The 14,077-nt window shown below is 65.8% G+C and carries 11 protein-coding genes; 7 read left to right on the top strand and 4 right to left on the bottom strand.

Going from position 1 to position 14,077, the window contains the following annotated elements; all coding sequences use genetic code 11:
* The first annotated feature begins 75 nt into the window (after positions 1–75).
* The 4 genes from pimD (at position 76) to ABIG06_RS06785 (ending at position 4,684) form a co-directional block, all read left to right on the top strand.
* Positions 76–1,218, top strand: coding sequence for a pimeloyl-CoA dehydrogenase small subunit (pimD, locus tag ABIG06_RS06800; protein ID WP_370135488.1), 1,143 nt, complete (start codon positions 76–78; stop codon positions 1,216–1,218).
* A 123-nt stretch (positions 1,219–1,341) separates the two neighbouring features.
* Positions 1,342–2,115: an SDR family NAD(P)-dependent oxidoreductase gene (locus ABIG06_RS06795; RefSeq protein WP_370135485.1), complete on the top strand. Its 774-nt coding sequence runs from the start codon at positions 1,342–1,344 to the stop codon at positions 2,113–2,115.
* Between the two features lie 278 nt (positions 2,116–2,393).
* Complete coding sequence (gene glpK, locus ABIG06_RS06790) at positions 2,394–3,899, top strand: glycerol kinase GlpK (RefSeq protein WP_370135293.1); 1,506 nt, start codon at positions 2,394–2,396, stop codon at positions 3,897–3,899.
* Positions 3,900–4,090: 191 nt separating this feature from the next.
* Positions 4,091–4,684 carry a GNAT family N-acetyltransferase gene (locus ABIG06_RS06785; RefSeq protein ID WP_370135290.1) on the top strand — a complete coding sequence of 198 codons (594 nt, stop codon included), beginning with the start codon at positions 4,091–4,093 and terminating at the stop codon, positions 4,682–4,684.
* Between the two features lie 124 nt (positions 4,685–4,808).
* On the opposite strand, the gene ABIG06_RS06780 is transcribed toward ABIG06_RS06785, so the two are convergent.
* Positions 4,809–5,723, bottom strand: a complete 915-nt coding sequence (locus tag ABIG06_RS06780; protein WP_370135288.1) for a LysR family transcriptional regulator — start codon at positions 5,721–5,723, stop codon at positions 4,809–4,811.
* Positions 5,724–5,843: 120 nt separating this feature from the next.
* Between ABIG06_RS06780 and ABIG06_RS06775 the strand changes: the two genes are divergently transcribed.
* Complete coding sequence (locus ABIG06_RS06775) at positions 5,844–7,196, top strand: MFS transporter (RefSeq protein WP_370135286.1); 1,353 nt, start codon at positions 5,844–5,846, stop codon at positions 7,194–7,196.
* Positions 7,197–7,411: 215 nt separating this feature from the next.
* Here ABIG06_RS06775 and ABIG06_RS06770 read toward each other — a convergent pair whose 3' ends face one another.
* Positions 7,412–7,759, bottom strand: a complete 348-nt coding sequence (locus ABIG06_RS06770) for a DUF6636 domain-containing protein (RefSeq protein ID WP_370135284.1) — start codon at positions 7,757–7,759, stop codon at positions 7,412–7,414.
* Between the two features lie 11 nt (positions 7,760–7,770).
* Positions 7,771–8,754 (bottom strand): threonine/serine dehydratase, encoded by a 984-nt coding sequence (locus ABIG06_RS06765; protein ID WP_370135281.1) that lies wholly within the window; start codon positions 8,752–8,754, stop codon positions 7,771–7,773.
* Between the two features lie 27 nt (positions 8,755–8,781).
* On the opposite strand from ABIG06_RS06765, the gene ABIG06_RS06760 reads away from it, so the two are divergent.
* Both ABIG06_RS06760 and ABIG06_RS06755 read left to right on the top strand, forming a co-directional pair.
* On the top strand, positions 8,782–9,084 hold the full coding sequence (locus ABIG06_RS06760) for an ArsR/SmtB family transcription factor (protein ID WP_370135278.1): 303 nt from the start codon (positions 8,782–8,784) through the stop codon (positions 9,082–9,084).
* Positions 9,085–9,217: 133 nt separating this feature from the next.
* Complete coding sequence (locus ABIG06_RS06755) at positions 9,218–9,847, top strand: glutathione S-transferase family protein (RefSeq protein WP_370135275.1); 630 nt, start codon at positions 9,218–9,220, stop codon at positions 9,845–9,847.
* A 371-nt stretch (positions 9,848–10,218) separates the two neighbouring features.
* Here ABIG06_RS06755 and metH read toward each other — a convergent pair whose 3' ends face one another.
* Positions 10,219–14,073 carry a methionine synthase gene (metH, locus tag ABIG06_RS06750; RefSeq protein WP_424578094.1) on the bottom strand — a complete coding sequence of 1,285 codons (3,855 nt, stop codon included), beginning with the start codon at positions 14,071–14,073 and terminating at the stop codon, positions 10,219–10,221.
* Positions 14,074–14,077: the final 4 nt, after the last annotated feature.

Here is a 14,077-nt window from a genome sequence, read left to right as displayed (position 1 = left end):
ATTCCGGGTCCCCGCGCTATCGCGCGTGTCTCGGAATGACGAAGCAAAAAATTCGGGTACGAGGAACAAAACAACATGGATTTTGATCTGTCCGAGGAGCAGCGGCTTCTCAAGGAAAGCATCGACGGGCTCTTGACCGATTCCTACGATTTCGAGCAGCGCAAGAAATATATGGCGGAGAAGGGCGGCTGGAGCAAAACGGTCTGGCTCAAGCTCGCCGAGCAGGGCCTGCTCGGCCTGCCCTTCGCGGAAGCCGATGGCGGCTTCGGCGGCGGCGGCGTCGAGACCATGATCGTGATGGAGGCGCTCGGCAAGGCACTGGTGCTGGAGCCCTATCTCGCCACAGTCGTGATCGGCGGCGGCTTCCTGCGCCATGCCGGCACCGATGCGCAGAAGGCCGCGCACGTGCCTTCGATCATCGACGGCAGCAAGACGCTCGCCTTTGCGCAGCTCGAGAAGAACTCGCGCTACGATCTGTTCGACGTCACCACGACCGCGAAGAAGAAAGGCGACGGCTGGATCATCGACGGCGAGAAGTTCGTCGTGCTCAACGGCGAGAACGCCGACACGCTTGTCGTCACTGCCCGGACCAAGGGCGATCGTCGTGACAGAAGCGGCATCGGCGTGTTCCTGGTCCCGGCGAATGCCAAGGGCGTCGCCAGGAAGGGCTATCCGACCCAGGACGGCCTGCACGCCGCCGATATCACCTTCACCGGTGTCGAGGTCGGCACTGAGGCCGTGCTCGGCAATCCCGAGGATTCACTCGCGCTGATCGAGCGCGTGGTCGACGAAGCCCGCGTCGCGCTCTGCGCCGAGGCGGTCGGCCTGATGGACGAATCGCTCACGACCACCGTCGAGTACATAAAAACGCGAAAACAGTTCGGCGTCGCGATCGGCTCGTTCCAGTCGCTGCAGCACCGTGCCTCCGACATGTTCGTCGCCGCCGAGCAGGCGCGCTCGATGTCGATGTTCGCGACCATGGCGGGTGATTTCGAGGACGCCAAGGAGCGCACCAATGCGATCGCCGCGGCCAAAGTGCAGATCGGCAAGTCGCTGAAATTTGTCGGCCAGCAATCGATCCAGCTCCACGGCGGCATCGGCATGACCATGGAGGCGAAAATCGGCCACTACTTCAAGCGCCTCACCATGATCGAGAACACGTTCGGCGACACCGACTACCACCAGCGCCGCGTCGCCGATGCGGGCGGGTTGATTTAAGCCACCACCGTCATTGCGAGGAGCGTAGCGACGAAGCAATCCAGACCTTCTCCGCGGAAAGATCCTGGATTGCTTCGCTGCGCTCGCAATGACGGCATATGCGGCCGTAGCGGAGACCAACAAATGAAAAACACCCCGTTCGATCTCACCGGCAAGGTCGCCGTCGTCACCGGCTCCAGCCGCGGCATCGGCCGCTCGTCGGCGGAGCTGCTCGCCAGGCTCGGCGCCAAGGTCGTGGTCTCCTCGCGCAAGGCGGATGCCTGCAAGGAGGTCGCCGACGGCATCAATGCGGCCGGCGGCGACGCCATCGTCATCCCCTGCAACATCGCGCGCAAGGACGAAGTCGAGGCGCTGATCGCGGGCGCGACGAAGCACTACGGCAAGATCGACATTCTCGTCTGCAACGCCGCCGTCAATCCCTATTACGGTCCGCTGCTCGACATCAGCGATGAAGCCTTCGACAAGATCATGGGCTCGAACGTCAAGAGCAACATCTGGCTCTCCGCGCTCGCGATCCCTGAGATGGCCGAGCGCGGCAACGGCTCCGTCGTCATCATCTCCTCGATCGGTGGCTTGCGCGGCTCCACCGTGATCGGCGCCTACGGCATCTCCAAAGCCGCCGATTTCGCGCTGTGCCGTTCGCTCGCCGGCGAATGGGGTCCGAAGGGTGTGCGCGTCAACTGCATCGCCCCCGGCCTCGTCAAGACCGATTTCGCCCGCGCGCTGTGGGAAGACGAAGCCAACCTCAAGCGCCGCACCGCCACCACCCCGCTGCGCCGAATCGGCGAGCCCGACGAAATCGCCGGCGCCGTCGCCTACCTCGCCTCCGACGCATCGAGCTTCATGACCGGCCAGACCATCGTCATCGACGGCGGCGTCACCACGGCGGCGGTGTAGCTTTTCTTCCCCTCTCCCCTTGTGGGAGAGGGTGGATCGCCGCGTAGCGGCGAGACGGGTGAGGGGTCTCTATCCGCACGTGACCCTCTCTCGCAATACTCTTTGCCGACAGAACCCCTCATCCGGCGCTTCGCGCCACCTTCTCCCACAAGGGGAGAAGGGAAGGGCGCCGCGGCACCGCATCCAAACCTTGACCTTGCCGCCCTAATCCGCTCCCTTTGGCGCGACACAATGATCCCCTCCAGGGAAACGCCAAGAAAACGCTAGGGTAAGCTGCCATGTCTTTCGTCCTCGCCATCGACCAGGGCACCACCTCATCGCGCGCGATCGTGTTTCGCGGCGACATCTCCATCGCGGCGAAGGCGCAGGCCGAGTTCCCGCAGCACTTTCCGGCCTCGGGCTGGGTCGAGCACGAGCCTGAGGACATCTGGACCTCGACCGTGATGGTCTGCCGTGAGGCGATCGAGCACGCCGGCATCACCGCAAAGGATATCGCCGCGATCGGCATCACCAACCAGCGCGAGACCACCGTGGTGTGGGACCGCGCCACCGGCCAGGCCGTGCACCGCGCCATCGTCTGGCAGGACCGCCGCACCGCCGACATCTGCGCCAAACTGAAAGCCGAGGGACGCGAGGGCGTGATCTCGCAGAAGACCGGCCTGATCATCGATCCCTATTTCTCCGGCACCAAGGTCGCCTGGATCCTCGATCACGTTCCCGGAGCCCGCGCCCGCGCCGCGCGCGGCGAGCTCATGTTCGGCACGATCGACTGCTACCTGCTCTGGCGCCTCACCGGCGGCAAGGTGCACGCCACCGACGCCACCAATGCCTCGCGCACGCTGCTTTTCAACATTCACACCGGCCAGTGGGACGACGAGCTGCTGGAGATCATCGGCGTGCCGCGCTCGATGCTGCCCGAGGTGAAGGACTCTTCCGCCCGCTTCGGCGAGAGCACGCCCGACCTGTTCGGCGGCCCCATCGCGATATCAGGCATCGCCGGCGACCAGCAGGCCGCCACCATCGGCCAGGCCTGCTTCCGCCCGGGCATGATGAAGTCCACCTACGGCACCGGCTGTTTCGCGCTGCTCAACACCGGCACCACGCCCGTGGTCTCCAAGAACAAGCTGCTCACCACCGTCGCCTATCAGCTCGAGGGAAAACGCACCTACGCGCTCGAAGGCTCGATCTTCGTCGCCGGCAGCGCTGTGCAATGGCTGCGCGACGGCCTCGGGATCATCAAGCACGCCGCCGAGACCGGGCCTCTTGCCGATCAGTCGGATTCGATGCAGAGCGTCTATCTCGTGCCCGCCTTCGTCGGCATGGGCGCGCCCTACTGGAATCCGCGCGTGCGCGGCGCGCTGTTCGGCCTCACCCGCAACACCGGCCCCGCCGAGCTCGCCCACGCCGCGCTGGAGAGCGTGTGCTACCAGACCTTCGACCTCTGGGCCGCGATGCGCGCGGACTGGCCGAGCTCGGAAACCGCCAGCGTCGTGCTCCGCGTCGACGGCGGCATGACCGCGTCCGACTGGACCATGCAGCGTCTCGCCGATCTCCTGGACGCACCGGTCGACCGCCCCGTGATCCAGGAGACCACGGCGCTGGGCGCCGCCTATCTCGCCGGCCTCAACGCCGGCGTCTATCCCGAGCCGACCAAATTCGCCGACAACTGGCGATTGGAGCACCGCTTCAAGCCGAACATGAGCCAGGCGACAAGGGAGCGGAAGCTCGCCGGCTGGGCGCGGGCGGTGAAAGGCGTGCTGGCGAGCGACGAGGGGGAGGGGTAGGCGCAGAGTCGTAGCCCGGATAACGCGAGGCGCATCCAACTGTCTCGACACCGTCATTGCGAGGAGCTCTTGCGACGAAGCAATCCAGACTGTCTCTGCGGAGAGATTCTGGATTGCTTCGCGTCGCTCGCAATGACGGAGTGTGTGGCGCCGACTCGGAGTCACCCGCGATGAAAATGGAGCAACCAAGCATGATCCTTCCCGACGGTTATTCCGACGTCCCCGCCGGCAAGATCGCCGCCGTCGTCACCCATCTGGAGATGACCGCGCCGCCGGCACGCCGTGACGATCCCTCCGGCAACTGGACCCTGCGCAAGGTCGACGCCCCCGCGCTTCCCTGGTACCGCGATCTCTTCCGTCGCGTCGGCGAGGACTGGCTGTGGTTCTCGCGCGCCCGCATGAGCGATGCAGAGCTCGCCGCAGTCATCCACACGCCGGGAATCGAAGTCTACGCCCTCGCCCTCGACGGCCGCGACGAAGGCCTGCTCGAGCTCGACTTCCGCGAGTCCGGCCAGTGCGAGCTGGTCTATTTCGGCGTCACCGCACCCTTGATCGGCACCGGCGCCGCCCGCTTCCTGATGAACCGCGCGCTGGAGATTGCGTGGTCACGCGATCTGCACCGCGTCTGGGTGCACACCTGCACCTTCGACCATCCCTCCGCCGTCGCGTTCTACCAGCGCTCCGGCTTCCGCCCCTTCCGCCGCCAGATCGAGATCGCGGATGATCCGCGCCTCGATGGTACCGCGCCGCGCGATGCGGCGCGGCATGTACCGATCATCGAATAGCATGCAGCCGGCTCTACACCGTCATCGCGAGCCAACGGGTCCGCGCAGAGCGCGGCCCGATGACAGGCTCCGTGCCGACGCGGCAGTCAGCACACCAACGTGCGAGGGTGCCGGGCGGGCCTTCCTAGTGGACGCATGAGTCGGCCTCGTCCAAGAGCCATGCAACGAATGCCTTCACCCGAGCATCACTTGCCAAGACCGCGGGCCAGCGCACGAGGTGTACCTTCGTCGACGGCATGTCCCAGGTCTCAGGCAGCACGCGCACAAGGCGGCCGTCGGTGAGCGCGTCGCGCGCGAGGAGTGAGCGCGTTAGCACGACGCCACTGCCTTGAAGTGCGGCACCGATCGCTGTCGCCATGTTGGCGTAACGTAGTCCAACCGGCGGCGGCGCGTTGAGGCCAAGTCGCGCGAACCACGTCGACCAGGACCACTCCGTTCCCGCGTTCGCGTCTTCGCCAGCTCCCTTATGGATCAGCGGCAGCGCGGTAATGCGCATCGGGTCGTCGAGCGGCGCGGACGGCAATAGTCGCGCGTGGCAAACGGGGAAGACCTGCTCGCGGAACAGCACGCGCTGCGTCGAGGTCTCGCGTGCCTCGCCCTCGAGGAGCCAATGGATCGTGATGTCGAGATCCAGGTGAATCGCTTGCGCCGTGCTCTCGACGATGATCAGTTCGATCGGCGTCGATGGGGCCTTGAACATCGGCAGGCGTGCGACGAGCCAATAGTCCGCAAGCGCCGCGCTGACGCCGACGCGCAGTGGGCCACCGCTGGCCGCAGCGCGGCATCGCGCGCGTAACTCTCCGAGGCCGGTGAGGAGTTCTGCGAGGCCGGATGCAAGCGCCTCACCGGCGGGCGTCGGCCGCATGCCGCCCGAAGTCCGCATCAGCAGTGGCAAACCCATAAAGTCTTCCAGCCGGCGCAACCGGTGGCTCACTGCGCTCTGCGTCACGCCGAGGTCGCTTGCTGCAGCGGTGACGCTGCCGAGACGGTGCACGGCTTCGAAGGCAATCAGGGCATCGAATGGAGGTTGGGCGGTCATGCCGGCATTATGAAGGAGATTCATGCTGAGTTGAACACTCGGCATACGCCACGAGCGCATACCGATGATAACCAGCGGGCATCGCAGCGCTTCTGCGCGGCACTTATCGGCAGAGGATTTGTGAAGACGGCACCCTCGCTATCCGCTCGTGATGTTTCCGTTGCCCTGACGCTCGGCCTCGGTGCGTTCTTCACGAATCTCGACGTCACCGCCGTCGTCGTTGCGCTGCCGGCGATGGAGCATACCCTCGGCTTTGGCATGGCCGCGACGGCGTGGGTGATCGATGCATATTCGCTTGCTTTCACGGGCATGCTGCTGGCGGCTGGGGCAATCGCCGATCGCTTCGGCCGCCGCCGCGCTTTGCTGACCGGCAACGCGATCTTCCTTGTCGCTTCCCTTGCTTGCGGCCTTGCCTGGAATGGTCCGTCGTTGTGGCTCGCCCGAGGTCTGCAAGGGATTGGCGCAGCCTTCGTCGTCACAGGCGCCTTGGCGCTCGTCGCCAGCGCCTTCCCGGATGCCCCCGTCAGAGCGCGTGTGTTCGCCTTGTTGGGCATCGTCTCCGGTGTTGGGATGGCCGTGGGGCCGACGCTCGGTGGCGTGATCACGGCTTGGACCGGGTGGCGCTGGATCTTCTTCATCAACGTGCCGTTCTGCGTGGCTCTGACCATTGTGGTGCCGCGGCTCGTGGCGGAGAGCCAGGCCGTGGAGAAGCGCGCGCTCGATATTGCCGGCGCCGGCCTGTTGACGATGGCACTTGCGCTACTGATCGACGCCACGTTGCGTATACGCGCCGACACGATTGGTGCTGCGAGCCTCGGCGGCGCGGCACTTCTGCTGTTGGCAGGATTCGCCCTGCAACAGCGTCGGCGCGCCGTGCCGCTCCTCGACCCGACCGTGTTCGGGACACTCGCGATGATCGGTGTCGGCCTGCTGCTGATTGCGGTCTCCGTCAGCTACTGGGCCATCCTTGTCTATCTGCCGCCAGCGCTGCAGAGCGCATTCGGGTGGCAAGCCAATCGTAGCGGGCTCGCGCTGCTCGCCGCAACGGCGCCGATGCTGATCGTGCCGCCAATTGGCGGCTACCTCGTCATGCGCATCGGTTGGCGCTGGCACTTCGCGCATTCTCTCGCGATACTCGCGGTCGGTAATCTCCTCTTATTTGCATCGCTCCGGCGTACAGATACGGCCGAGACCCTCGTCCTCATGCTCGCGGGCATGGTCGCGATCGGCAGCGGAGCGGCGCTCGCCCACCCGCAACTTTCGGGTGCTATGCTTGCGCTCGTCCCGCCAGACCGTTCCGGCATGGCCTCTGCCATGACGATCGTGGCGCGGCAGGGTGGCTTCGCGCTTGGGATCGCTGCGCTGGCCGCAGTTGGTGGCGGGCAAGCCTTCGAGGCCATCTTTGCTACCGCGGCGTCAACAGCAGTCTTGGGCGTTCTTGCAGCACTTTTCCTGCTTCCCGCCGATCGATGAGCGCATGAAATATGGTCTGGTTGCGGCATCGTCCATGTTGCGCCGGAGACCGTCCTTCCCGATCCGGTCGATCCTCATCAGTCAAGGGCACGATTTCATTGCCTCTGCCGACGCTCCGCAGGAAGGCTTTCAGCTCTTCTGTCTCAAAACACCCCCCGCTTTCCCCGCGCCAGCGAGAACCCCCGTTGCATCGCATTGAAGCACGTCAGCCCGGTCTACTCCGACCGGCACGTGAGTCCCCCGCGCTGCCACACCTCGCCATAGGCGAGCACCGGCAGCGAAGCGTCCATCACGGTGTCGCCAGCGCAGATGCGCCCCGCGGCTTTCTTGCCACTCATCTCGAAGGTGTGGCCCCCGTCGAGCTCGCAATCGGCGGGCCGGCGCGGGCGCGCGTCCATGTTCATGATGTCGCAGCGGAGCACGCCCTGACCGTTGTCGCTGAAGAATTGGCAGGCGATGTTTTTTGACGGCCCCAGGAAGCCGATCGGGCGATCCTGGGCATGGGCGGCGACGATTATCGGCAGCAGGATCGATATCAGGATCAGTCCGCGCAATCCCGTCATGTCATTCACACTTAGCTATCGAAATTCACCGCCGTTGTGTTGGCGCCGCAGACCAGAACTGCGACGCGCTCGGCAGGTGAGGGACGATAGCGGCCGGAGAGCACCGCTGCAAAGGCGGCGGCGCCGCCGGGCTCGGCCACGAGGCGCAAGTGCGACCACAGCGCGGCCTGCGCCTGCCGGATCGCATCGTCGCTGACCAGGACGACGCGCTCGACATGAGCCCGAGCGACCGGAAACATCAATGCGCCGACGCGCCGCGGCGCAAGGCTGTCGGCGGCGAGACCGCCAGCAGGCGCATCGACCGGCGCGCCCGCTTCGAACGCGGCGTGCAGTGTCGGCGATTGCTCCGGCTCGACCGCGACGATGCGCGTCCTACCGCCGTACCAGGCAGCGATGCCGCCGATCAGTCCGCCGCCGCCGACCGCCACCAGCAACGTGTCGATGCCTGGCGCGTCCTGCTCCAGCTCCAGCCCGACGCTGCCCTGGCCGAGCAGGGTTTCGGCCTGATCGTAGGCATGGACGGCCAGCGCGCCGGTCAGCGCGACATGCGCCTCGCTCGCGGCGAGCGCATCGGCGTAGCGGCTGCCCGCGATCACGAGCTTTGCGCCATACCCCCTGATCCGCTCGGCCTTGGCGGGCGACGTGATGTCGGGCACGAAGATCGTGGCGGGAATGCCGAGCCGCTGCGCCGCATAGGCGACAGCCGCGCCGTGATTGCCGCCGGATGCGGCGACGACACCGGCCTGCGGCACCTGCCGCAGCAGCAGGTTGGCGAAGGCGCCGCGCGCCTTGAACGATCCGGAATGCTGCAGCATCTCAAGCTTGAACGTGACGGGCGCGGCCGGCAGGCCGAAATCGGCGAGATCGGCCTGAAGGAGCGGCGTGCGCCTGATATGCGGACGGATGACCGGCTCGGTCGCCGCAATCCGCTCCCGCGTGATGTCCATTGTCGCTGTCATGATGTCGTCCAGGATAGCGCAAGAGGGCGTTGACATCAATTAGGTAATTAGCAAAATGGCTAAATGAAATTTGCCGTCGCCTTGCGCGCGCTCGCCAACGAACGCCGCCTGCAGATCCTGGAATGGCTGCGGGATCCGCGGAAGCATTTTCGCGAGCAGGAAGATGGCGACCTGGTCGAGGACGGCGTCTGCGGATTGCTGATCGCCGAAAAGCTCGGCGTCAGCGCCCCGACATTGAGCGAGCACATGCGGGTGCTGACGGCAGCCAAGCTGGTGCGCGCCAAGCGGATCAAGCGGTGGACGATGTACAAGCGCAACGAGACGGCCATCGCCGCGATCAAGCGCTCGATCCAGGACGGCCTTTGAGCGCAAGGCCGCCCGCGGGCGTCGTTGCAGCCGGCGCAATGCTCCATTTCCGAGATTTTTGTTGCGCCGCGCCGAGCTGGTCGGGGAGACTGACCGGCCCTGCCTAGTTCAATGATCGAGAAGAGCGAGAACCATGTTCCTGATCGGCCAATATGATTCCCCCTTCGTCCGCCGCGTCGCGATTGCGCTGCGGCTCTACGGGCTCGCCTTCGAGCACAGGCCGTGGTCGACCTTCGGCGATGCCGACAAGATCGCGCCGTACAATCCGCTGCGCCGCGTCCCGACGCTGGTGCTGGACGACGGCGAGGCGCTGATCGAGAGCACGATCATCCTCGATTATCTCGACGACCTCGTCGGTGCCGAGAAGGCCATGCTGCCGCGTAGCGGCGCCGAACGGCGCAGGCATTTGCGCATCTGCGCGCTCGCCTCCGGCCTCGGCGACAAGGCGGTGAGCCTGCTCTACGAGCGCGTGCTGCGGAAGGAGCAGCTCGCGCTGTGGGTCGAGCGCTGCCAGGCGCAGATCGCGGACGTGCTGAAGGTGCTGGAGGCCGAGCGCGCCAGGGTGACGACGCCACACTGGCTGGGTGACCGCATCGGCCACGCCGACGTCGCGGTGGCCTGCGTCGTCCGCTTCACCCGCGAAGCGCATCCGCAGCTGTTCGATGTCGCGCGCTATCCCGCGCTCGCAGCGCATAGCGAGCGCTGCGAAGCACTGGCCCCGTTCAAGGAGATCGTGCAGCCGCTGGCCCCGCCGAAGGGATGAAGCGCTTACCCTCCCCTGGAGGGGCCTGGAGGGGGAGGGTCGATCGCGCGCAGCGCGAGCGGGGTGGGGTGATCTCTCAACACGGGGACCGCCTGTGGGGAGAGACTGTCACCCCACCTCGGCTCGCTCTCCGCTGCGCTCCGTGCGAACCGATCCTCCCCCTCCAGGGAAGGATGGGCACCGTACGTGTAGGAAGAGACACATCGCCGCCGGCGTTGGTTCAATGGCCACAGCAGCCCAATAATGCCATAGTACCCCTGTTTTGCCCGACGCCGCAACGGGATTTCGGCAACACCGAAGATCCTCAAGCCTTTTCAACCCCATCGCTACTGTGCATGGGGTTGCTTTTCACGTTTGTGTTTAGGCGGCGTCTACCCCGCCCCGGCGCGCTTCTTCTGCCAGACCAGATGCACTGCGCAGGTGCAGCCCGGCGGATGCGAGGCGAGGTCTTTCGGCATCTCGTCATTCGCGGGCGTCGCCGCAAAAGCCTTGTCGCCCGCGCTCTGCTGCGACGGGATGTAGTTCAGCACCGGCGCGAGCCAGCGCTCGGCTTCTGCCACCGTCATGCCCTTGCGCGCCGCGTAGTCCTCGACCTGGTCGCGCTCGATCTTGCCGACACCGAAATAATAGCTCTCGGGGTTCGCGAAATAGAGTCCTGAGACGGACGAGCCCGGCCACATCGCAAAGCTCTCGGTGAGCTTTACGCCGGCCGTGTTCTCGGCGTCGAGCAGCTCGAACAGCGTCGCCTTCTCGGTGTGGTCGGGTTGCGCGGGATAGCCGGGCGCGGGGCGAATCCCGGAGTACTTCTCCAGGATCAGCTCCTCGTTCGAGAGTGCCTCGTCCGGTGCATAGGCCCAGAACTCGCGGCGGACGCGGGCGTGCATGCGTTCGGCGAACGCCTCGGCGAGGCGGTCGGCCAGCGCCTTGCACAGGATCGATGAGTAGTCGTCGTTGGCCATCTTGAAGCGATCGGCAACGGCATCCTCGCCGATCCCGGCGGTGACGACGAAGCCGCCGATATAGTCGGGCACGCCGGCAGGCGCGATGAAGTCGGCGAGCGCAGCGTTGAAGCGGCCCTCGCGCTTCTCCAGCTGCTGGCGCAGCGTGTGCAGCGTCGCAATCGGCTTGGTCCGGCTCTCGTCGGCATAGAGCACGATGTCGTCGCCTTGCGCATTCGCCGGCCAGAAGCCGATCGTCGCGCGCGCCCGGAACCATTCTTCCCTGACGATGGTGTCGAGCATCCTGCGCGCGTCGTCGTAGAGCGAGCGCGCGACCTCGCCGACCTTGGCGTCGTCGAGGATGGCGGGGAAGCGGCCGGCGAGCTCCCAGGTCTGGAAGAACGGCGTCCAGTCGATGTACGGCACGAGCTCGGCGAGATCGTACTCGTCGAAGCTCTTGATGCCGAGGAAGGTCGGCTTCACCGGCTTGCTCTTGGCGAAGTCGACCGGCACGCGGTTGGCGCGGGCGTCAGCCAGCTTCAGCCGCTTCTTGTCGGCCTGCGCGCGCAGATGCGCTTCCGAGATCTTTGCGTATTCGGCGCGCACCTCGGCGGCGTAAGCCTCGCGCTTCTCGGGCGAGAGCAGCGCGGAGGCAACACCGACCGCGCGGCTGGCGTCGTTGACGTGCACGACGGGACCTGCGCGATAGCTCGGATCGATCTTCACGGCGGTATGAACGCGGCTCGTGGTGGCGCCGCCGATCAGAAGCGGCAGCTTGAGGCCTTCGCGCTGCAGCTCGCCGGCGAAGAACGCCATCTCGTCGAGCGAGGGCGTGATCAGGCCTGACAGCCCGACGATGTCGGCCTTCTCCGCCTTCACGGTCTCGACGATCTTCGCCGCCGGCACCATCACGCCGAGGTCGATGACCTCGAAATTGTTGCACTGGAGCACGATGCCGACGATGTTCTTGCCGATGTCGTGGACGTCGCCCTTCACCGTCGCGAGCACGATCTTGCCGGCGGACGAGGAGCCCTTCGTGCCGATGCCGTTGGCGAGGTTACGCGCCTTCTCTTCCTCCATGAACGGCATCAGGTAAGCCACGGCCTGTTTCATGACGCGGGCGGACTTCACCACCTGCGGCAGGAACATCTTGCCGTCGCCGAAGAGGTCGCCGACCACGTTCATGCCGGCCATCAATGGGCCTTCGATCACGTCCAGCGGACGGGACGAGTTCTTGCGGGCTTCTTCAGTGTCCTGCTCGATGAATTCGGTGATGCCGTGCACCAGCGAATGCGACAGCCGCTTCTCAACCGGCCATTCGCGCCATGCGAGATCGGCTTCCTTGCTTTCCGTCTTCTTGCCGCGGAACTTCTCCGCGAGCGCGAGCAGGCGCTCGGATGCGCCGGGATCGCGATTGAGGACGACATCCTCGCACGTCTGGCGCAGCTCCGGATCGATGTCGTCATAGACGATCATCTGACCGGCATTGACGATGCCCATGTCCATGCCGGCCTTGATGGCATGATACAGGAACACCGAGTGCATGGCCTCGCGAACCGGCTCGTTGCCGCGGAACGAGAACGACAGGTTGGAGACGCCGCCGGAGACATGCGCGCCCGGCAGGTTCTGGCGGATCCAGCGCGTCGCCTCGATGAAGTCGACGCCGTAATTGTTGTGCTCCTCGATGCCGGTCGCGATCGCGAAGATGTTCGGATCGAAGATGATGTCCTCGGGCGGGAACCCGACGCGGCCCACCAGGATGTCGTAGGCGCGTTTGCAGATCTCGGTCTTGCGCGCGAACGTATCGGCCTGGCCGACCTCGTCGAACGCCATCACCACGACGGCCGCGCCGTGGCGGCGGGCGATCTTGGCCTCAAGGATGAACTTCTCCTCGCCTTCCTTCATCGAGATCGAGTTGACGACCGGCTTGCCCTGCACGCATTTCAGGCCGGCCTCGATCACCGAGAATTTCGAGGAGTCGACCATGACAGGGACGCGGGCGATGTCCGGCTCGGCGGCGACGAGGTTGAGGAAGGTCACCATCGCGGCTTCGGAGTCGAGCAGGCCCTCGTCCATGTTGACGTCGATGATCTGCGCGCCGTTCTCGACCTGGTCGCGCGCGACCTGCAGCGCGGCGGTGTAGTCGCCGGCCGTGATCAGCTTGCGGAAGCGGGCCGAACCCGTGACGTTGGTGCGCTCGCCGACATTGACGAACGGGATCGCGTCCGTCAGTACGAACGGCTCGAGGCCGGAGAGCCGCAGGCGTGGTTCGATGTCCGGCACGATGCGCGGCTTGTGCGGGGCGACTGCGGCGGCGATCGCCGCGATATGGTCCGGTGTGGTGCCGCAGCAGCCGCCGACGATGTTGACGAGGCCGTCGCGGGCGAACTCGCCGATAAGGCGCGCCATGTATTCGGGCGTCTCGTCATACTGGCCGAACTCGTTGGGCAGGCCGGCATTGGGATAGGCGCAGACGAGCGTATCGGCGACACGGCCGATATCGGCGATATGCGCCCGCAGGTCCTCGGCGCCGAGCGCGCAGTTGAAGCCGATGGTGATGGGCTTTGCGTGCCGCACCGAATTCCAGAACGCTTCCGGCATCTGGCCCGAGAGCAGGCGGCCGGATTTGTCGGTGATGGTGCCCGACACCATCACGGGAACGTCGATGCCGAGCTCTTCGGTGATCTCGGCGATCGCATAGAGGGCCGCCTTGGCGTTGAGGGTGTCGAAGATGGTCTCGACCAGCAAGAGGTCGACGCCGCCGTCGAGCAAGCCGCGGATCTGCTCGCCATAGGATTTGCGTAAGTCGTTGAAGGTGACGGCGCGATAGCCGGGATTGGAAACGTCGGGCGAGATCGAGGCGGTCCGGTTGGTCGGGCCGATCGCGCCGGCGACGAAGCGCGGCTTGCCGTCCTCGGCCGCGACGCGGCGCGCCGCGTTGCCGGCGAGGCGGGCGCCTTCGCGCGCCATCTCGTAGACGATGTCGGTGAGGTCGTAATCGGCCTGCGCGATCGAGGTCGTGGAGAAGGTGTTGGTCGCGACGATGTCGGCGCCGGCGCGCAAGTATGCGGCGTGGATGTCCTCGATCGCCTGCGGCTGGGTCAGGATCAGGAGATCATTGTTGCCGCGCAGGTCGCGATGAAAGTTCTTGAAGCGCTCGCCGCGGAAGGCGGCCTCGTCGAGCTGGAGGTTCTGGATCATCGTGCCCATGGCGCCGTCGAGCACGAGAATGCGTTCGCGCGCGGCGTCGAGGAGGGCGGTTCGCTTGGGCGAAACGGGTAAGGTCATTTTG

This window comes from Bradyrhizobium sp. USDA 326, assembly GCF_049739485.1.
Taxonomy (GTDB): domain Bacteria; phylum Pseudomonadota; class Alphaproteobacteria; order Rhizobiales; family Xanthobacteraceae; genus Bradyrhizobium.
Note: the sequence above shows the minus strand (reverse complement) of the source record. Positions and strands in the feature narration are given on the sequence as shown.

What these genes read in the sequence shown, in the direction of transcription:
- metH (WP_424578094.1), bottom strand. Translation starts at nt 14,073, where the DNA reads ATGACCTTACCCGTTTCGCCCAAGCGAACCGCCCTCCTCGACGCCGCG.
- ABIG06_RS06755 (WP_370135275.1), top strand. Translation starts at nt 9,218, where the DNA reads ATGTTCCTGATCGGCCAATATGATTCCCCCTTCGTCCGCCGCGTCGCG.
- glpK (WP_370135293.1), top strand. Translation starts at nt 2,394, where the DNA reads ATGTCTTTCGTCCTCGCCATCGACCAGGGCACCACCTCATCGCGCGCG.
- ABIG06_RS06765 (WP_370135281.1), bottom strand. Translation starts at nt 8,754, where the DNA reads ATGTCAACGCCCTCTTGCGCTATCCTGGACGACATCATGACAGCGACA.
- ABIG06_RS06770 (WP_370135284.1), bottom strand. Translation starts at nt 7,759, where the DNA reads ATGACGGGATTGCGCGGACTGATCCTGATATCGATCCTGCTGCCGATA.
- pimD (WP_370135488.1), top strand. Translation starts at nt 76, where the DNA reads ATGGATTTTGATCTGTCCGAGGAGCAGCGGCTTCTCAAGGAAAGCATC.
- ABIG06_RS06785 (WP_370135290.1), top strand. Translation starts at nt 4,091, where the DNA reads ATGATCCTTCCCGACGGTTATTCCGACGTCCCCGCCGGCAAGATCGCC.
- ABIG06_RS06795 (WP_370135485.1), top strand. Translation starts at nt 1,342, where the DNA reads ATGAAAAACACCCCGTTCGATCTCACCGGCAAGGTCGCCGTCGTCACC.
- ABIG06_RS06760 (WP_370135278.1), top strand. Translation starts at nt 8,782, where the DNA reads ATGAAATTTGCCGTCGCCTTGCGCGCGCTCGCCAACGAACGCCGCCTG.
- ABIG06_RS06780 (WP_370135288.1), bottom strand. Translation starts at nt 5,723, where the DNA reads ATGACCGCCCAACCTCCATTCGATGCCCTGATTGCCTTCGAAGCCGTG.